Origin of the sequence: Flavobacterium davisii, from assembly GCF_019565505.1 — a bacterium.
Taxonomy (GTDB): Bacteria; Bacteroidota; Bacteroidia; order Flavobacteriales; family Flavobacteriaceae; genus Flavobacterium; species Flavobacterium davisii.
Genome location: NZ_CP067378.1, coordinates 1589055 through 1608054, shown reverse-complemented (window position 1 = coordinate 1608054; position 19000 = coordinate 1589055). Strand labels below are relative to the sequence as shown.

The following is a 19000-nucleotide window of genomic DNA, read 5'->3' as shown; positions in this document are numbered from 1 at the left end:
GTTATTGTACAAGATATAATAATAGCGTATTTCGTGAAAAAAAATAATCACCCGTTTTACTCAAGTATAGAAAGGTATTTATAATCAATATTATTATAATTTGCCCCATTTTTTCACTTTGATTTAAATCTTCTTTTTACGATAAAAATAAGCTAAACAAAAGTGAAAAGATTAATAGCCTTCAGACATTTTGCTTTATTAAAAATGTAAGATTATCTGAAATTATTATAAATCAAAACATCCAGATTATTTTCTTAAATCAATTTCTTGATTTACATCCCAGTTTGCTCGAACATCAAGTACAGTTGGAAATTGGAAAACCTCTTCTGGTTGTCTGTTCTCTAAAAAAGAACCTGCATCCCATTGTCCGTTGTTATTAAGATCATAAATAATACGGACATAATACTTTTCAGGTTCTATTAACAAAAAATCAACTTCTTTAGAAGAATTAGTAATAGATTTTGTATAAAAAACTTTTCCCTTCTCATTGGTGAGTTCTACTATGAGAGGAGTATTGTTTTTGTTTTTAAGTTTTATTTTTAAATTTCCATAATCAGTAATCCCTTTTGTTGAAAAATTAAATTTAATAGTATCTTTACTTTTATTGCCTATATAATCCTCTATTGCCCTGTAATAATTTTAAATCATACTTTTCGTTTTCTCCCTTTTCAAAATCCAATTCAAAATGTTGCGTATAATCTTCGTATACTACTTTAAATGGAACTTTTGTTTTATCCCCTTTTGTTAATAAGATCTTGTTAATATCCCATTTTTCAATAGGAGTTGATGATTTAATTATAAAGTTCTTTTTAAATGTAAATAAGTAATTTTAGAGTCAAAATGTAATGTGTCCTTTTTATAAGGCTTAAATTTGACTGTATAACGTTCTTGATGTTTGTCTTTTAATAATTCTAACTCAATAGAATCATTTTTAATATAAGGAGTCCAAATTTGTAAGGAATCCTTATCCTGAAATTTTGAAATGCGTACTGGTATTTTGTTTCCTTTCTGCTGTGCCTTAATTTGTATATTTTCCGGTTTTCCTTCATAACCTAATAAAATACGATTACCAGATGCTTGTGTTGGTCTTTTAGATTTAAATTTTGGCTGCTCTTGATATAACTCTAATTCAAATATTGAATTGTCAGGAACATTAATAACTTGATTATAAAAACCTATCTTATCTTTTTTAGGATCGTATTTATAATTAGAAATATTCTCTTTTAGAGCTATTAATTTATATTGACCCGCTTTAATATTTTCAATTTTAAATGTGGTTGTACTATCTAAAGTATTAGTGATATAACGAGGTGTTTGTTTGTAAATCGTTGAGTCGTTATATTTTTCATTTACTTCATATAGCATTACATTTACAAATTTTGGTACGGCTTTTTCGTAAGCATCTTTTAATATACCTTGTATAGATAATGAATCTAAATCTTTTCCTGTTGAAAAAACATATTTGAAATTTTTTAACTTATTACCTTCATTATTATCTACAATGCTTTCGCCAAAATTAAGGCTGTATGTTGTGTTTGGAATTAATTCTTCATTGAATTTTATTGTTAATTGTTTGCTTACCCCTCCTTGTGGTTGAATGTTGGGTTGATTCTTTAAAGGAGGTGATATGATGAGGTTTTTTTGTAAATCGTTAATTTTTATATATTCATTAAAAGTAACTCGAATACTTTTTTCATTAAAATTAGTTGAAAAATTTTTAGGATAGCTACTAATCATTTTAGGAGGTGTTACATCCTTATCTCCTCCTGTTATAGAGCCTCTTTTAGCACAACTAATTAGATTTAAAGTAAAGAATAATAATAAAATAAATGACTTATTTTTCATTAGGATTAATTTTATGCTCGTTTAGATAACGGCTAACGATTAAATTTATTAGGACTACAAAATAACAACATTTATTTAAGAATGTGAAAAAGCCATAGTGACTATGCTAATTTTTATTTTATCCGATTGTTGTAAAGCTTTAGCACAGGCTTCTAGTGTGGCTCCTGTAGTTAAAACATCATCAACTAAAAGAAAATGTACGGGTTGTTCAAGATGTTCGAATTTACTAATAAAGTGATTTTTTTCTACTTTATTTCGTTCCATTAATTTTTTTTTAGACTGACTTATACTGTATTCTTCTCGGAATAATAGATTTTTATTGATAGGGATTTCTAATGTTTCAGATAAACTTTTGCAATAGGTATCAACTTGGTTATATCCTCGTTCTTTTAATTTTTTAGAATGCAGAGGTACAGGAACTATGTAATCTATTGTCCTAAAAACAGCAAGATGCTGTAAGTATTCAGCATGCCATTTGCCTAATAAAGATCCTATTTCAGTATGTCCTTTGTACTTTAAATTATGAATGAGTTGTTGACCTATTCCCGTTTTGTGATAATAAAACATAGAGGAAACATGTTCTAAATTTATTCTTCCATAAAATTTAGTAAACGCATCATTATTGATCTTGTTCCAATGATAAGTTAAAGGTAACTCATGTCGACATTCAATACAAATGACTTGTTCATTATTACCTAATAAATTTTGGCATCCCAAACACAAATCAGGGAAAAATATATTAATCAGTTTTTTAAGCATTTCGTCGATTTTTTTTTCTGTAATAAAATTATTAAAATACATTTGATTAGTAACAAAGTGAAATTAAAATGTTGTTAAGGGATTCGTTAACAGCCTATAAAATGGTTTCTGTGGGACTGCTTTCTGTAGCAGTTTCATTGAGCGTTAAATGCTATCAAGTTGTAGAAGAGAATTTAAAACTTCAAGAAGAAAAAGTTTTAGATCGAACAACTTATACTAATGATTTGAGTGAGATATTATTTCGATTTGATGCAGAAGTAAGAAAAAATAAAGAATTAGTTGATAAGCAAACAGAGCTTCAAAATGAACTGGTGAAAATAAAAAGAAATCATCTTCATTTTAATAGTTCTAATTGTAAATCAATTATTTGATTGTATTTAAAGATGATTTTGTTCTAAAAAATCAGATGAAAGTGAGATTCGATTGTAATTGGGCTGAAAATGCGAAATTATTGACACAACTTCTTAGGAAAAGATATACATAAAAAATAATGATGAGATAAAAATTGTCTAGTAGAAAATTTGTAAGTTAAAGAAAAAGAAGGGTAAGTCTTTTTTTACTTTTTAAAAGCAAAAATGATTAAAAATATTTAGTTAGATAACTAAGTTAGATAGCAAAGGTTAGATAAGTTTATATCTCTAGTAGAACCGAGATAAATATTAATAATAGAATATTTCTTAAGATATTGATCTGATAGGGGATATAGGATTTATACTTAAATAACTTTTTTAAAATTGTTGATTATATAAGGGAAGAAAACGGATTTTTTAAATCCGTTTTTTTATTTTTGCAATACTATGGCAAAACAAGACGATTTATTTAAGAATGTTATTTCGCACGCAAAAGAATACGGATTTATATTTCCGTCAAGCGAAATTTATGATGGTTTGAGCGCTGTATACGATTATGCTCAAAACGGGGTAGAGTTAAAAAGAATATTCGTGACTATTGGTGGAAATCAATGGTGCAAATGCACGAGAATATTGTAGGGATAGATGCGGCTATTTTTATGCATCCTACTACTTGGAAAGCTTCAGGTCACGTAGATGCTTTTAATGATCCATTAATAGATAATAAAGATTCTAAAAAAGATATCGTGCAGATGTTTTAATTGAAGATTATTGTGAGAAATTAAATCAAAAAGCACAAAAAGAAATTGAAAAAGCCAAATCCCGTTTTGGAGAAACGTTTGATGAAGCCCAGTTTGTTGCTACTAACTCTAGAGTAATTGAATATTTGTCTAAGAAAAAAGAAATCTTAGAACGTATGGCTCGTGGTTTGGATACAGGTGATTTGGCAGATGTTAAAGCCTTGATAGAAGAATTAGGTATTGCATGTCCAGAGTCAGGCTCAAAGAATTGGACAGAAGTACGCCAGTTTAACTTGATGTTTGGTACTAAATTAGGAGCCTCTGCTGATACCGCTATGGATTTGTATTTACGTCCAGAAACAGCACAAGGTATATTTGTAAACTTTTTAAACGTTCAGAAAACAGGACGAATGAAAGTCCCTTTTGGTATTGCTCAAACAGGTAAAGCATTTCGTAATGAAATTGTAGCGCGCCAGTTTATTTTCCGTATGCGTGAATTTGAACAAATGGAAATGCAGTTTTTTGTAAAACCAGGTGAAGAAATGAAATGGTATGAATATTGGAAAGAAACCCGTTTAAGATGGCATAAATCACTTGGTTTAGGAGCCGAAAATTACCGTTTTCATGACCATGAAAAATTAGCACATTATGCTAATGCTGCTGCAGATATCGAATTTAATTTCCCGTTTGGATTTAAAGAGTTAGAAGGTATTCATTCTCGTACTGATTTTGATTTAAAAGCACACGAACAACATTCAGGAAAAAAATTACAGTATTTTGATAATGAAGAAAATGCAAGTTATGTACCTTATGTAGTAGAAACTTCTGTAGGTTTAGATAGAATGTTTTTAGCGGTCTTCTCAAAATCATTACAAGAAGAAACATTAGAGGATGGTTCTACTCGTACAGTTTTGCGTTTGCCAAGTGTTTTAGCACCTACAAAAGCTGCGGTGTTACCATTAGTTAAAAAAGATGGTTTACCCGAGTTAGCAAAAGAAATTATTGAAGACTTAAAATGGGATTTCAATGTAGCCTATGATGAAAAAGATGCTGTAGGTCGCCGTTATCGTCGTCAAGACGCATTAGGTACACCGTTTTGTATCACAGTAGATCATCAGACATTAGAAGATAAAACAGTTACAATACGTCATCGAGATTCTATGCAACAAGATCGTGTAGCTATTGCTGATTTAAGAAGTATTATTAGCCATGAAGTTTCAATGCGTAATTGGTTATTAAAAATGAAATAAATTTATTTTCAATAAATATTGGAATACCCTCAAAAGTTACATACTATGAGGGTATTTTGTTTTATAAGATTAATTTAATCGGATTACTCGTTAGACTTTACGATGAAGATAAAATGAGAAGAAACCTTTTTATAGAAGTAGTTTTACTAGCTTTATAGTAAAAAATAATCTATTATTTAGATTCAGATCATCTATCCGTAATGAATTTGTATTGTCTATTGACTTCGGATATAATCACTATTTAAGAGAAATGGAATAGTTAGTAATAAAGTTTATTCAACCAAAGTGTTAACAACCACCATATATTAAAACAACGAGAAATTGGGCAAAAATATTCAACCAAAATTATACGGACTAGACCATTTAAGAACTTTTGCTATTTTATTTGTTTTTCTTTTTCATTATTTCATATTAAGTGATGAGCAGCCCGAATGGTTATCTAGATTTGTAAAATTTGGTTGGACAGGAGTAGATTTGTTTTTTGTCTTGAGTGGCTTTTTGATTTCCTCTCAACTTTTTGCTCAAATTAAACAAGAACAAAATATTTTATTTAAACAGTTTTTTCTAAAGCGATTTTTTAGAACTATTCCTGCTTTTTTAGTCACTGTTGGACTTTATTTTTGCTTTCCCTTTTTCGTGAAAAAGAAAGGTTGCCTCCATTGTGGAAATTTCTCACTTTTACTCAAAATTTTGGATTAAACTTAAATGATTTTGGAACATTTTCGCATGCTTGGTCGCTTTGTGTGGAAGAACATTTTTATTTATTATTACCATTCGTCTTAATTTTACTACAAATTACCAATCTTATAAAGAAATCATATTGGTTGCTCATTATCTTTTTTCTATTGGGTTTTGCAATCAGAACATACAGTTTTAATCAACTATATCTTCCGAAAATTGAAGACGAAATAAATTTTATGTATTGGTACAAATATATTTACTACCCAACTTATAATCGTTTAGACGGATTTTTAATTGGTGTTTCAATAGCTGGAATTTATCAGTTTCTGACAATTTTTTGGAACAAAATATCAATATATGGAAATCTATTCGTCGGTTTAAGTTTGATTGTTTTGACAAGTGCTTATTTTTTGTGTGAAGACCAAATGACTTTTAATGCTTCAGTTTTCGGTTTTCCACTAATTGCAATTGGTTATGGATTGATGGTCATTGGAGCATTAAGTCCGACAAGTTTTTTATACAAATGGAAGTCAAAAATAACAACATTTATTGCAACACTTTCTTATGCAATATATTTGACACACAAAGGCGTAATTGTTATGACACATAAGGTTTTTGAGGGCTTTAATATTGATAGAAATTGGATGCTTTTAATCTCTACGGTAGCGTGTATAAGTTTTGCTTATTTACTATATTTGATAATAGAAAAACCATTTATGAAATTACGAAACCGAATACTTGGACAGAAATAAAACCTATCGCTAAAAAGAGTTTTACTTCAGATGGGCTGAGGAGCTAAATTAACTAAAATTTTTTGAATTAAATTTTAGTATAAATTGGACTTCTATGCTTCTATTTTCCACCTGAAAGCAAAGTCCCGAAGCGATAGATCTAGAACTATTAATGCAATCAGAATCTTCCTATTTTAGATAGTAAAAAGTACGCTGGATTAATTTTAAAAACATTAAAAAAGCAAAGGAATTTGTGTTTAAGCATTAAGGAATCATTCTGATAAGGCATTCCATCCTCTTGCTTTTAATTCAATTTTTGTATTAGCACGAGTAACTAAATGAATACCTTCTTCTGGAGGAGCTATATGTCCTATAACGGTAAAGTTCGGATTTCCTTTTAGTTTGTCATAATCATCCATTTTTATTGTAAACAATAATTCATAGTCTTCTCCTCCATTTAGTGCTATTGTGGTACTATCTAAATTAAATTCTTCACATACGTTAATAAATTGAGGATCTAATGGAAGTTTTTCTTCATATACATTACAGCCAACTTGAGATTGTTTGCATAAATGTAAAATTTCAGAAGATAGGCCATCAGAAATATCAATCATAGAAGAAGGTTTTATGTTTAATGCTTTTAAGATTTCAGGTATATCTTTTCTAGCTTCTGGTTTTAGCTGACGTTCAATCAAATAAGAATATACATCTAAATCAGGTTGGTTATTAGGGTTAACTAAAAAAACTTGTTTTTCTCTTTCTAATACTTGTAATCCCATATAAGCGGCTCCTAAGTCACCTGATACGACAAGTAAGTCATTTGGTTTTGCACCATTCCTGTATGTAATCTCTTTTTCTTCTGCTTCACCTAAGGCTGTGATAGATATAATCATGCCTTTTTGAGAGGAAGTAGTATCGCCGCCTATTACATCTACTCCATATTGTTTAGCGGCTAAAGAAATGCCTGCATATAATGCTTCTAATGCTTCTAAACTGAAACGATTGGATACTGCAATAGATACCGTAATTTGAGTTGCCTTTGCATTCATAGCGTAGATGTCGGATAAATTAACTACTACGGATTTGTAGCCAAGATGTTTTAAAGGCATGTAGGCTAAGTCAAAATGGACACCCTCAATTAATAAATCAGTTGAAACTACTGTTTGTTTAGAACCAAAATCTAATACAGCAGCATCATCTCCGATTCCTTTTAGGGTAGACGCATTGGTAATGTTGAAATGTTTAGTTAAATGTTCTATTAAACCAAATTCTCCCAATTGACTAATGTTTGTCTTTTGAGACATTTTATCTTCAATCATAACTTTTTAATTTACGAAGCAAAGGTACAAACTAAAAGGGAATTCATAGGTAATAGATTGGAAGTAAAAAAAGTATTGTTTTTTTGATTGATTTTTTTTGCTATAAAAAGGGATTAGAGTGTTGTTTTTTTGTGAGAAGGTTCTAATAAAAGAAAGTAATATTTTAACTTCTTCAGTTGTCTTGTTTATGTGAAAAAAAGAAGAGTTTGAAGCAAGTAGATAGAATCAGAAAATTTGTAGTATTGATTATGAAACTCTGTTTACTATGGAAGTAAGAAAAGGGTTGTTTCTTTGTTTTTACAAGGTTTTAACCCAGATTACGCATTAGAAATCTATTCCACTTTATTTTTCTTCAAATTCAAGCACGTACTCAAATTTTAATTATCAAAATAGTTCACTATTTCTTCTTCTAAAATTTTCTGTGAGCACTTGAATTTATTGAAAAATTTTGTTTCACAACGAAGTCTAATGCGTAATCTGGGTTTAAGGTTTCTTGGTAGTACTTATGATTTGTGAGTTTTCTGTGTAATCAATCAAAAAATCCCAAACTATTTTGAAGTTTGGGACTTGTATTTAAGATTGCTTTTTTTCAATCAATAATTATAATTCCAATGCTTTTCTTGGATTGCCTCCCATTAAAATTTCTGCTGGGTTTTCTAAAGCTTCTTTAACAGCACATAAGAAACCTACAGACTCACGTCCGTCGATGATACGGTGGTCGTAAGATAAAGCAACGAACATTACAGGAGCAATAACGATTTGTCCGTTTTTAACAATTGCTCTGTCTACTACATTGTGCATTCCTAAGATTCCTGATTGTGGAGGGTTGATGATAGGTGTAGACAACATAGAACCAAATACACCGCCATTAGAGATAGTAAATGTTCCTCCTGTCATTTCATCAACAGTGATTTGTCCATCACGTGCACGAATAGCTAAACGCTTGATTTCAGCTTCAACACCACGGAAAGTTAAGTTTTCAGCGTTACGAACTACAGGAACCATTAAACCTTTTGGTCCTGAAACGGCTACTGAAATATCACAAAAATCGAAAGACACTTTTTCTTGTCCGTCAATCATTGAGTTTACATCAGGGAATAGTTGTAATGCGCGAGTAACGGCTTTGGTAAAGAAAGACATAAAGCCTAATCCCATTTGGTGTTTTGCTTTGAATTCTTCCTTGTACTCATCGCGTAAGGCGTATATAGCACTCATATCTACTTCGTTGAAAGTAGTTAGCATAGCGGTTTCATTTTTGGCTGAAACCAAACGCTCTGCTACTTTACGACGTAACATAGATAATTTTGTTCTTTGAGAACCACGAGAGCCACCTGTAGGTGTACCCATAGAAGCTTTTGCGTTTAAAGCATCTTCGGTAGTTATACGACCTGCTTTACCAGTACCTGTAACTGTTGTAGGGTCAATATCTTTTTCTGCTAATATTTTTTTAGCTGCTGGCGAAGCTGAACCTGTTGCATACGTTGTTGTAGGTGCTGGAGCTGACTTTGGCGCTTCTGTTTTTGGCGCTTCTGCCTTTTTCTCAGCTATTGGAGCTGCACCACCTTCTGGTTTAGCTGCACTCGTATCAATTAAACATACTACTGCACCTACAGCTACTGTGTCACCTTCTTCAGCTTTAAGCGTGATGATTCCGCTCATTTCAGCCGGTAATTCTAATGTTGCCTTATCTGAATCAACCTCAGCAATCGCCCTGGTCTTTTTCTACATAATCTCCGTCTTGTACTAACCAAGTAGCAATTTCCACTTCCTTGATTGATTCCCCTGGCGAAGGGACTTTCATTTCTAAAATCATCTTTTATAATTTTATAAAGTGTTGTTATCTATCTATTTATCAAAAATATATTTTTTATTATATTAAGGTTTTGTCGAAAACCATTGCTATAGCATCAGCATGACGTTTTTTAGAACGTGTATAACTTCCTGATGCAGGTGCACTGTACGCTTTAGGTGATGCTACACGGAATTTCACTTCGTTGAAATTCATTAACATAAATCCATAAGCTCCCATATTTCTTGGCTCTTCTTGTGCCCAAACATAATCCGTTGCATTAGGATACGAAGCAATAATCGCTTTTAACTGTTCCACTGGTAATGGGAATAATTGTTCGATTCTTATTAAAGCTACATCGTTTCTTCCTTGTGCTTCTCTTGCTGTTTTTAAGTCATAATAGAATTTACCCGTACAGAAAACTAATGTTTTTACATCAGCTGGATTTACATGTGTATCATTGATAACTTCTTGGAATGAACCTGTAGCGAATTCTTCAATTGAAGAAACTGCTTCAGGATGACGTAATAAGCTCTTAGGAGTAAAAACCATTAAGGGTTTACGGAAATCTGCCAACATTTGTCTTCTTAATAAGTGGAAGAAATTAGCTGGGGTAGTACAGTCGGCCACATACATATTTTGTTCTGAACAAAGTTGTAAGTAGCGTTCCATTCGTCCTGAAGAGTGTTCTGCTCCTTGGTTTTCATATCCGTGAGGCATTAAGATAACCAACCCGTTTTGGTTGTTCCATTTGTCCTCTGCAGCAGAGATATATTGGTCAATCATAATTTGAGCTCCGTTAGAGAAATCTCCAAATTGTGCTTCCCAAATAGTTAATGTTTTTGGCGATGCCATAGCATAACCATAATCAAAACCAACTACACCGTATTCAGATAATAAGGAATTGTAAGCATTAAAATACCCTTTTTTGTTAGGTACGTCGTTTAATAAGATTACTTCTTCCTCCGTATCTTCTGTTTTTACCACAGCGTGACGGTGAGAAAAGGTGCCTCGCTCAACATCCTGACCGGAAATACGAACGTTGTAGCCTTCTGTTAATAATGAACCATAGGCTAACATTTCACCCATAGCCCAGTCTAATTGGTTTTTTTCAAAATACATCGCTTTTCTGTCGTTGATAAGCTTTTGTATTTTGCTGATATATTTTTTACCTTCTGGTAATTCGGTTACAATTTTTGCAATACCATCTAAAGTGTCTTTTGCTACAGCTGTGTCCACTTTTTCTAGCATTTTAGCTTGATTTGCTTTAGAGAAACCAACCCACTCGTCTTGCATAAACGGTTCGATTACAGTTAAGGTTTCTTCGCGAGATGCAGTTAAATTTTCGTCTAATCTAGCTTTGTAGGCATCTTCAATTTCTTTTATATAAGAAGCTGAAATAACACCTTGTTCAACCAATTTAGCACCATATAAATCTCTTACATTTTTATGTTTTGAAAGGGATTTATATAAAACAGGTTGTGTAAAACGAGGTTCATCACCTTCATTATGTCCGTATTTTCTGTAACCTAAAATATCGACATACACATCAGAGCCAAATTCCATACGATACTCTAGGGCAAAAAGCATTGCTTTTACTACCGCTTCTGCATCATCCGCATTTACGTGGATAACAGGAGATGAGGTTAATTTGGCAATGTCAGTACAGTAAGTAGTTGAGCGAGAATCGGTGTAGTTAGTGGTAAAGCCTACTTGGTTGTTGATAACCACATGAATAGTACCTTCGGTTTTGTAACCATCTAAGTGTACCATTTGGGCAACTTCATATACGATACCTTGACCTGAAACTGCGGCATCACCGTGTACAATGATAGGTAATACTTTACTAGGTTGTGTTGGGAAGAAACGGTCTTGTTTAGAACGTGTAATTCCTTCTACGACAGCCGCAACAGTTTCTAAGTGCGATGGGTTAGGTACTAAGTTGATGTTGATGCCTTTTCCTTTACGAGTTGTTTTGGGTGTAGTAATACCTAAGTGGTATTTTACGTCACCATCAAAATGATCTGCATCGGCATAATCTTTACCGTCAAATTCGCTAAAAATCTTTTTAGGCTCTTTGTCAAAAACATTCGTTAATACATTTAGACGACCACGATGTGCCATTCCTAAAACTAATTGTTCTACACCTAGTTCAGCTGCTTCTTCAATTAAGATGTCAAAAGCAGGAACAACGGCTTCGTTACCTTCTAAAGAGAAACGTTTTTGTCCCACATATTTAGTATGTAAGAAACTTTCAAAAGAAACGGCTTCGTTTAATTTTTCAATGATAATTTTTTTCTTATCTGTTGTTACATCGTTTGCCATAGCATTGATTTTTTGCTCAATCCATGCTTGTGTTTTTGGGTCACGAATGTATTTGTATTCGAATGCCATTGACTGGCAATATAATTTCTTCAATAAAGCGATTAAGTCCGCTAAGGTAGTGGGATTACCTGTTACGAAACTTGTGGCTTGAAAAACAGTTTGTAAATCAGAAGCGGATAAACCATAGTTTTCAATTTCTAGACTAGGACTGTGTACTCTTCTATCTCTTACAGGGTTTGTACTGGCAAATAGATGTCCATTTGTACGATAAGCTTCTATAAGCTGAAGTACTTTTATTTCTTTTTGAATTTTTTCAGTTAACTGAGCGTTGTTTATAGCTCCTTCTGAAATAGAAGCTTGACCTTCAAATCCATTTGGAAATTCATTGGCAAAATCAAATCCTTGAAAGAAAGCCCTCCAAGAAGGTTCAATACTGTCAGGATTTACTAAATATTGATCATATAAATCGGCAAAAAAAGCCGTATGTGCTGCGTTTAAAAAGGAAAACCTATCCATAATGCTGTCTAATGACAATTTTTGGTTAAAAAATTATTGCAAAAGTAAAAACTTTTAGACTAATATAGCCAATAAAACTGTATATTTATATGATTAATTTTTAATTCTTTAAAATATATATCCAAAATTAGAGTCTAATGATAAAAAATGTATTTTTTTCAGTTTTTTTTTGTTTTCATCTATTAATCAAGCTCAAAATTTAGAAACAAATTCTTCTGTAAACCGCTTTTGGGATCGTGTTCGTTTTGGAGGAGGATTAGGTCTTTCTATAGGGAATAATTATACTAATGTTTCAGTTTCGCCTGTTATGTATTATAATTTTGATGATAAGACTGGTGTCGGAGTTGGACTGACTAGTAGTTATGTTAAAAATTCTGGAAATTTTACCTCCTTTATTTACGGAATAACAGGTAGTGTTTTGTATAGTCCAGCTGAATATCTGCAATTATCAGCCGATATAGAACAATTACGTGTGAATTTAGATTATACGACTGCTTTAAATCGTCGTTCAAATGATTTTTGGAATACGGCTTTGTTTTTAGGAGGAGGTTATAGGATGAATCATGTTACGATGGGTTTGCGTTATAATCTTCTTTTTAAAAATTCAAACGATCTGTATACATCCGCTTGGATGCCTTTTGTTAGAGTTGTATTTTAGACCAAGTTGTGGGATAAATTTATTTCAGATAAAATAGATTTAGCATCTAAAACAGTATTTTTGGCCTCAATTAAATTGTTCTAAAAGGATGTAATCTTAATTTATTCAAAGGAAGACTTGAATGAAATGAATAAACGAAATGAATTGCATAATCTTGCTAATGCGACTACTTTGGTTTGTTTGAACAAAGTTTTCGGAGCTCCTTCCGAATTGAGGAACTATATGTTAAGTTATTTTTTTAGATATCCTTAATTTGAAGGCAAGATTTCGGTGTATTTTTATCTTCTTTGTTCTTTATTGTTTTCATTATAAAGTTTTTTGTGTAGTTGGTTCTAATGAAGGAAAAATGCGAAATTAATTGCATGGTCTTTTTCGGATATTTATGTGAAAAACATTAATACATAAATAATGAAATCCAAATTTAGGATTAGACTCGAAGTGAATTGGCAAAGCTTAAATTTATTTTGCCTTGTTCTTCTTCCAATTTGAGTATGTACTCCAAATTTTAATTATGAAAATAGTTGGCTATTTCTTCTTTTAAAATTTTCGTGAGTACTTGAATGTATTGAAAAATTTTGTTTCACAACGAAGGCTAGTCCGGAATTTGAGTTAAAAGCATATAGTGTATTAATGTTTTTTGAGTATTTACGGAGTAATTAGAAAATATTGTTGAGATTCTTTTTAGTTGATTTCAAAGCTATTACTTAATATAAGATTAGCAGCATCATAAATTTTTAATTGATAGACACACGGAATAGGGTTTTTTAAGGGAATTCCTTTTTCTATTTTCATGGCCTTATTTTGGTAATGAACGAATGACATAGTTGTGTAATCTTCTATTCTTTCTCCAGTTGTAGTCATTTCGTTATGTGTTATTAGTTCATTGTTGGGGTCAAATAGCTGAAAATAAAAAGTTTTGTTCTGAGGATTTACGAGTTCGTTTTCACTAATTAAGAAGCTAATTTTAATTAAGTTTGTTTTGTTGGCTTTATCTGTCTGAATGAGTTCTCCTGATGATTTTATTCTAAAAGCGGCTATTTCTAGATTAGAAAAACTAAGCTTAGAGGCTTTACTTAGTTTTTCATCTACTATTTGTAGTTTTTTATTTAGATTTAAGTTGTTTGTATTTAAATCTTCATTTGTTTTTTTAATGCTTTTCAGTTCTGTATTAGAAGCAATCAGTTCACTTTCCGTACTATCTATTCTTTTTTTGTATCGTTCTATTTGATTCATAAGATAGCCTATTCTCAATTCTAAATTTTTTGATTCAATTTGATATTTAGCCATTTGAGATGGAGTATAGTTTTCATTTTTGATTTTTGCTAAAAGGTCAGTCACTTTTTTTCTTTCCTCTAATAATTCTTTACTTAAGTGTCCTTCTTTAGTAAGGGTGTTTTCTAGTGCTAATTTTACTTTTTCTAAATCATTAGTTAGTTCTGCTTTTTCGCTTCGTAATGATATGATAATACCTTTAGAATGAGCAGACATCTTATAGATGTAAACCAAACTACTCAGTAATAATAAGGATAATAAGGTAATAATAATTTTAAAACTTTTATTGTTTATAGAGGTTGTCATGATACTACAGTTTGGTTAAAAGGAGGAGTTTGATTTAAATTTTTGTCTAGTTTGAAATAAATATAAATTCCTAAAATACCAATAAGAACCATAAAAATCCAATTAGCATTAAAACTATAGTTTTCAATGATGCTGAAACTGAGTTTTGAGCTTAAGATTTGAGCAAAACTAAAACTCATAGAATATAGTGCCATGTATTTTCCTTCTTGACCGGGAGTGGCTTTGTTGAAAGCAAAAGAGTTAGCAAATGAAAATATTAGAATTTGTCCTAAGGTGATGAATGCAATACTCAGCATGAGTAAAAAAATCCAATTGGCAAAAATTAAAAAGAAAAATCCGAGAGTCATAAATAGACTTCCTATTTGAAAAATTTTTGTGTTTTTGATTTTGATTTTTTCAAGATATCCAATGATTGGCATTTCAAAAAGAAATATTAATAATCCATTTAACGATAATAATAATCCTATTTGCATTTCACTAAAATTAAACTTTGAAGAATTATATACGGGCAATGTGGTGAAAAGCTGAAAGAACAATAAAGCAGTAATAAAAGAACCCAAAAGAAAAATGACAAAATTAGAATCACTAAATATAGAGTTTTTTGTATTTGTACTTTCTTTTAGTTGTTCTACTCTTTTGGCATAAATGTCTATTTTTGTTTCATCTATTAAATACAAAAATAGTATTACTGCTATAATACAACTTATACCATCTATCCAAAATAAAGGATCATAGTTGTTGTTAGCAATGAGTACACCTCCAATAATAGGGCCTGTAAACATACCCAAGTTAGTTGCTAATCTTATGAGGGTAAGCGAACGGGTTCTGTTAGAAAAATTGCTAAAACATCCAATGGCCACATAAACAGCTGGTTTGTACATATCGGCTATCGCTGTTAAAATAAATAGTCCAATGCTGATTTCTATAAAGTCATATAAAAACATTAATGAAATGAAACCAAAACCAACCAATAATAGACTAGAAAGAATAACGGTGTAAAAGCCTATTTTATCAGTTAATTTGCCTCCTATCCAGTTTCCTAAAAAGAGCCTATGCCTATAGAACTCATAAGCCATCCCACTTCTTGAAGTGTAAAAGAAAATCCTTTGTGTAAATAGTTGCTAAGAAAAGGCATAACCATGGCGCCTGCCCTATTAATGTAGGTGATGAATGTAAGAATCCAAATTTCTTTGGAAAAACCTTTGAAGTTATCCAAATAGGTAGTTGTTTTTTTCATATAATGTAGATTTAGGGGAAATCTTGGGCTAAGTTAATTAAACCTATTTTTTTGGGTATTTTTTTCTTTTGTTTTAACAAAATATACGGTAAAACCGTAATGAATTGTGTTGTATTTCTATAGTCAAATAATATTTGTTATTTTTGTAATAAACAATCTTCAATAGGCAAAATTTGATTTAATATTATTTTTCAAATTAAAAGAAATATTAATTAATAAATTGCCTTGTAGTTAAATTTATTTTAGATGAAAAAAATTTTTCTTTTTTCTTTTTGATTCAAGTCTTTTCATTATTTGCTCAAAGAGAAATGTTACAATCAGGTCCTATGGTGGGCTATTGTGAAATGACAGAAGCTGTAATTTGGTTGCAAACAACAACTAGTGCGAATGTGAAATTAGAATATTTTGAATTAGCAAATCCTGCAAAAAAAATGTTTTCAGAAGTTTATAGTACAAAGAAAGAATCAGGATATACTTGTCACGTTCTTCTAGAAAAATTAGAACCAGGAAAAAAAATATGGGTATCAAGTATATCTAGATAATAAGCTTATAAAATTACCATATCCAACTACCTTTGAATCTAAGAAATTATGGCAATGGCGTGAGAAAGCACCTGATTTTACAGTTGCTTTTGGTAGTTGTGTTTATATTAATCAACCAGAGGTTGATAGACCAGAAAGCCTTATGGGAGTAATTATAATGTTTTTACGAGTATAGCTGCTAAAAAACCAGATATTATGCTGTGGGGAGGAGATAATATTTATTTAAGAGAAGTTGATGAAAGTTTATCAGGTCTTTATCTTCGTTATACGCATACTCGAAGTGTTAAAGAAATTCAGCCACTATTAGCGAGTACCCAAAATTATGCTATTTGGGATGATCATGATTTCGGTCCTAATGATGGAGATAGAAGTTTTAATTATAAAATACATACTCAAAAGGCATTCAAAGATTTTTGGGCTAATAAATCTTATGGTTTAGATGTTGCTCAAACACAAGGCATTTACTCTACCTTTAATTGGGGCGATGCACAGTTTTTTTTATTGGATAACCGCTTTTTTAAATCACCCAATGATCGCAAAACAGGAGAAAGAACTCTGCTGGGTAAAGAACAATTAGAATGGTTAATAGATGCGTTGTCTTCTTCTAAAGCTACTTTTAAAATTTTAGTTGTGGGAGGTCAAGTGCTGAATTCAGCTTCAAAATTTGAAAATTATGCAACCTATCCTCAAGAAAGAGAATATTTACTTAATGAAATTGCTAAGAATGAAATTAAAGGAGTTTTATTTTTAACAGGAGATCGTCATTTTGCAGAATTATCTATGTTAAAGAGAGGAAGTAATTATGCGCTGTATGATTGGACTGTTTCTCCACTAACTTCAAATCCTTCTAATTCAGGATTAAAAGAAGATAATAAAAATCGTGTGGAAGGTAGTGTATTTGTACAACATAATTTTGGATTGTTATCTTTTTCAGGTGATAAAGATGATAGACAAGTTAAGCTATCTTTGTTTGATCATGAAGGGAAAGAGTTGTGGAATAGGGTAATTACTAAAAAGAATTAGGGTATTAGTATCGATTTCTATACCATACTTTTTGCCATTCTCTTTTCAGAATAAGATAACTTACTTGCTCGGCGAGTTCAGTTAGATTGAAACCGTCGAGTTTTTTTATCTCATCTTCTTTTACATCAATAATATATAAAAGGTTTAAATACTCGTTGAACTTATTTTGTACTAGTAGGTAAACCTTTTTATGTAACTGTATTTTTAACTCAATGGGAGTAATGGAATCTGCTATATCTAAATTTTCATTAGCTAATAAAAAATCTTTACGGAGTTGTTCAATAAGTTTATGGTATAATTCTTCTTTTTGAGCTTCTGAAATTATTAAATCAGTATTCTGAGGAGCGATAAACTTGTTCAATTTTAATCAGTATTACTTAAGCTAAGAGTTTATGTTAAAAAATGTTTTCACAAATATCTAAGATTTTTAATGGCAATTTTGGGTGTGAAATAAAATAAAAGTATTTATGATTTTTTCGTTTCAATCAAAAAACAAACCATTTCAATAAGAAATAAAGCAATATTAAAATGGTCTTAGATAAAAGCATTTTACTTGTTTATTGGATTAAAGATAGTTATTGGTTAAACATTTCTATTCATTAAGTTTTCTCCAAATGTTTTTAGAATAACTTTTTTTTCTTCGCTAATGTTTATTTTTTCCAGTGTGGCAAAAGATTTGAGTGTATATTCTTTGATGGCTTCTAGTGTGGCTGTACTAGCACCTGTAGAATTAAATATTTTTTTGATCGTTTCAATTTTATCTGTATTATTTTCAGATTGTATAGAATACAACTGTTGTAATTGATTTTTTTCTTCTTTAGAAGCAAACTCTAACGCCTTTATATAAAGATATGTTTTTTTGTTTTCTATAATGTCACCTCCTATTTGTTTTCCAAAGGTTAAAGGATCCCCAAAAGCATCTAAATAGTCATCTTGAAGTTGAAAAGCAATTCCTAAGTTTAAACCAAATTCATAAATTAAGTGGGCATTTACAGAAGAAGTTTGGGCTACTATAGCACCCATTTTTAGAGCAGCTCCTACTAGTACAGCTGTTTTGTACTCAATCATTTTAAGATATTCTGTAACACTTACATTTTTTCTAGTTTCAAAATCTACATCATATTGTTGTCCTTCGCAGACTTCAAGTGCTGTTTTACTAAATAATTGAGCTAATTCTTTAAAGATGATAGGTTCATAATCTTCAAAGTATTGATAGGCTAATATAAGCATAGCATCACCAGAAAGTATTCCTGTATTAATATTCCACTTTTCATGAACTGTTTCGTGTCCTCTTCTTAAGGGAGCGTTATCCATTATATCGTCATGAACCAAAGAAAAATTATGAAAAACTTCTACCGCTGTAGCTGCGGAAAGTGCTTTTTTATAAGAACAATCGAAAATTTCAGTAGCCATTAGTGTCAATACAGGGCGTATTCTTTTTCCTCCTAGAGATAAGATGTATTGGATTGGATCGTATAAGTTTAAAGGGTCTTTTTTGATGGATAAGTCCTCAAAATGTTTTGTAATGATATCTTGGTAGGTAGTAATTGCCTGCATTTTATTTTTTTTGCTAAAATAATTTAAAAGTTGAGAACTGCCTGTTTAATTAAATGTTAAAAAAATAAAAAATAAAGAAACTTTTTAAGTGTTTAAAGTT

At 30.9% G+C, this 19000-nt stretch carries 15 protein-coding genes and 3 pseudogenes; 7 read left to right on the top strand and 11 right to left on the bottom strand.

Annotated features, from left to right (window positions below):
• Nucleotides 1–246 precede the first annotated feature (246 nt).
• The 3 genes from JJC05_RS17055 to JJC05_RS07765 form a co-directional block, all read right to left on the bottom strand.
• Complete coding sequence (locus JJC05_RS17055; protein WP_258929632.1) at nt 247–426, bottom strand: hypothetical protein; 180 nt, start codon at nt 424–426, stop codon at nt 247–249.
• A 369-nt stretch (nt 427–795) separates the two neighbouring features.
• Nucleotides 796–1845 (bottom strand): Ig-like domain-containing domain, encoded by a 1050-nt coding sequence (locus JJC05_RS17050; protein WP_258929631.1) that lies wholly within the window; start codon nt 1843–1845, stop codon nt 796–798.
• 75 nt (nt 1846–1920) lie between these two features.
• Nucleotides 1921–2604, bottom strand: a complete 684-nt coding sequence (locus JJC05_RS07765; protein ID WP_258130074.1) for a ComF family protein — start codon at nt 2602–2604, stop codon at nt 1921–1923.
• A 68-nt stretch (nt 2605–2672) separates the two neighbouring features.
• Here JJC05_RS07765 and JJC05_RS07760 point away from each other — a divergent pair, with 68 nt between their 5' ends.
• The 4 genes and pseudogenes from JJC05_RS07760 to JJC05_RS07750 all read left to right on the top strand — a co-directional run bounded on the left by JJC05_RS07760 (nt 2673) and on the right by JJC05_RS07750 (nt 6377).
• Nucleotides 2673–2975, top strand: a complete 303-nt coding sequence (locus tag JJC05_RS07760) for a hypothetical protein (RefSeq protein ID WP_235878708.1) — start codon at nt 2673–2675, stop codon at nt 2973–2975.
• Between the two features lie 426 nt (nt 2976–3401).
• A pseudogene (locus tag JJC05_RS07755) lies at nt 3402–4944 on the top strand (glycine--tRNA ligase).
• A gap of 321 nt (nt 4945–5265) precedes the next feature.
• Nucleotides 5266–5643: an acyltransferase family protein gene (locus JJC05_RS18775; RefSeq protein WP_374226348.1), complete on the top strand. Its 378-nt coding sequence runs from the start codon at nt 5266–5268 to the stop codon at nt 5641–5643.
• Nucleotides 5604–6377, top strand: a complete 774-nt coding sequence (locus JJC05_RS07750) for an acyltransferase family protein (RefSeq protein ID WP_258929629.1) — start codon at nt 5604–5606, stop codon at nt 6375–6377. The genes JJC05_RS18775 and JJC05_RS07750 overlap by 40 nt, the downstream gene beginning before the upstream one ends.
• A gap of 251 nt (nt 6378–6628) precedes the next feature.
• Here JJC05_RS07750 and thiL read toward each other — a convergent pair whose 3' ends face one another.
• From thiL to JJC05_RS07735, 3 genes and pseudogenes are all read right to left on the bottom strand, one after another.
• Complete coding sequence (gene thiL / locus JJC05_RS07745; RefSeq protein ID WP_088393642.1) at nt 6629–7675, bottom strand: thiamine-phosphate kinase; 1047 nt, start codon at nt 7673–7675, stop codon at nt 6629–6631.
• A 600-nt stretch (nt 7676–8275) separates the two neighbouring features.
• A pseudogene (odhB, locus tag JJC05_RS07740) lies at nt 8276–9488 on the bottom strand (2-oxoglutarate dehydrogenase complex dihydrolipoyllysine-residue succinyltransferase).
• Between the two features lie 57 nt (nt 9489–9545).
• Nucleotides 9546–12305: a 2-oxoglutarate dehydrogenase E1 component gene (locus JJC05_RS07735; protein ID WP_235878840.1), complete on the bottom strand. Its 2760-nt coding sequence runs from the start codon at nt 12303–12305 to the stop codon at nt 9546–9548.
• A gap of 169 nt (nt 12306–12474) precedes the next feature.
• Between JJC05_RS07735 and JJC05_RS07730 the strand changes: the two genes are divergently transcribed.
• The gene (locus JJC05_RS07730; RefSeq protein ID WP_258929627.1) at nt 12475–12963 is read left to right on the top strand and encodes a hypothetical protein; all 489 of its coding nucleotides are present in this window, start codon (nt 12475–12477) and stop codon (nt 12961–12963) included.
• A 681-nt stretch (nt 12964–13644) separates the two neighbouring features.
• Here the strand turns inward: JJC05_RS07730 and JJC05_RS07725 are convergent.
• Genes JJC05_RS07725 through JJC05_RS17045 form a run of 3 tightly spaced genes read right to left on the bottom strand, consistent with a single transcriptional unit; the run spans nt 13645 to nt 15778 of the window.
• Entirely contained in the window at nt 13645–14541 is an 897-nt protein-coding gene (locus JJC05_RS07725) for a DUF8428 domain-containing protein (RefSeq protein WP_235878707.1), read from the bottom strand.
• Nucleotides 14538–15617, bottom strand: a complete 1080-nt coding sequence (locus JJC05_RS07720) for an MFS transporter (RefSeq protein ID WP_258929626.1) — start codon at nt 15615–15617, stop codon at nt 14538–14540. The genes JJC05_RS07725 and JJC05_RS07720 overlap by 4 nt, the downstream gene beginning before the upstream one ends.
• Nucleotides 15581–15778, bottom strand: coding sequence for a hypothetical protein (locus tag JJC05_RS17045; protein ID WP_258929625.1), 198 nt, complete (start codon nt 15776–15778; stop codon nt 15581–15583). The genes JJC05_RS07720 and JJC05_RS17045 overlap by 37 nt, the downstream gene beginning before the upstream one ends.
• 308 nt (nt 15779–16086) lie before the next feature.
• Between JJC05_RS17045 and JJC05_RS07715 the strand changes: the two genes are divergently transcribed.
• Both JJC05_RS07715 and JJC05_RS07710 read left to right on the top strand, forming a co-directional pair.
• Entirely contained in the window at nt 16087–16320 is a 234-nt protein-coding gene (locus JJC05_RS07715) for a DUF7800 domain-containing protein (RefSeq protein ID WP_235878706.1), read from the top strand.
• Between the two features lie 162 nt (nt 16321–16482).
• A pseudogene (locus JJC05_RS07710) lies at nt 16483–17343 on the top strand (alkaline phosphatase D family protein); the annotation flags it as partial.
• 4 nt (nt 17344–17347) lie between these two features.
• On the opposite strand, the gene JJC05_RS07705 reads toward JJC05_RS07710, so the two are convergent.
• Both JJC05_RS07705 and JJC05_RS07700 read right to left on the bottom strand, forming a co-directional pair.
• A complete protein-coding gene (locus JJC05_RS07705; RefSeq protein ID WP_235878704.1) occupies nt 17348–17704 on the bottom strand; it encodes a hypothetical protein in 357 nt (118 codons plus the stop codon).
• 221 nt (nt 17705–17925) lie between these two features.
• Nucleotides 17926–18900 carry a polyprenyl synthetase family protein gene (locus JJC05_RS07700; RefSeq protein WP_105195945.1) on the bottom strand — a complete coding sequence of 325 codons (975 nt, stop codon included), beginning with the start codon at nt 18898–18900 and terminating at the stop codon, nt 17926–17928.
• Nucleotides 18901–19000 lie beyond the last annotated feature (100 nt).

What these genes read in the sequence shown, in the direction of transcription:
- JJC05_RS07725 (WP_235878707.1), bottom strand. Translation starts at nt 14,541, where the DNA reads ATGACAACCTCTATAAACAATAAAAGTTTTAAAATTATTATTACCTTA.
- JJC05_RS17045 (WP_258929625.1), bottom strand. Translation starts at nt 15,778, where the DNA reads ATGAAAAAAACAACTACCTATTTGGATAACTTCAAAGGTTTTTCCAAA.
- JJC05_RS07760 (WP_235878708.1), top strand. Translation starts at nt 2,673, where the DNA reads ATGTTGTTAAGGGATTCGTTAACAGCCTATAAAATGGTTTCTGTGGGA.
- JJC05_RS07765 (WP_258130074.1), bottom strand. Translation starts at nt 2,604, where the DNA reads ATGCTTAAAAAACTGATTAATATATTTTTCCCTGATTTGTGTTTGGGA.
- JJC05_RS07720 (WP_258929626.1), bottom strand. Translation starts at nt 15,617, where the DNA reads ATGGCTTATGAGTTCTATAGGCATAGGCTCTTTTTAGGAAACTGGATA.
- JJC05_RS07715 (WP_235878706.1), top strand. Translation starts at nt 16,087, where the DNA reads ATGTTACAATCAGGTCCTATGGTGGGCTATTGTGAAATGACAGAAGCT.
- JJC05_RS17050 (WP_258929631.1), bottom strand. Translation starts at nt 1,845, where the DNA reads ATGAAAAATAAGTCATTTATTTTATTATTATTCTTTACTTTAAATCTA.
- JJC05_RS07700 (WP_105195945.1), bottom strand. Translation starts at nt 18,900, where the DNA reads ATGCAGGCAATTACTACCTACCAAGATATCATTACAAAACATTTTGAG.
- JJC05_RS07735 (WP_235878840.1), bottom strand. Translation starts at nt 12,305, where the DNA reads ATGGATAGGTTTTCCTTTTTAAACGCAGCACATACGGCTTTTTTTGCC.
- thiL (WP_088393642.1), bottom strand. Translation starts at nt 7,675, where the DNA reads ATGATTGAAGATAAAATGTCTCAAAAGACAAACATTAGTCAATTGGGA.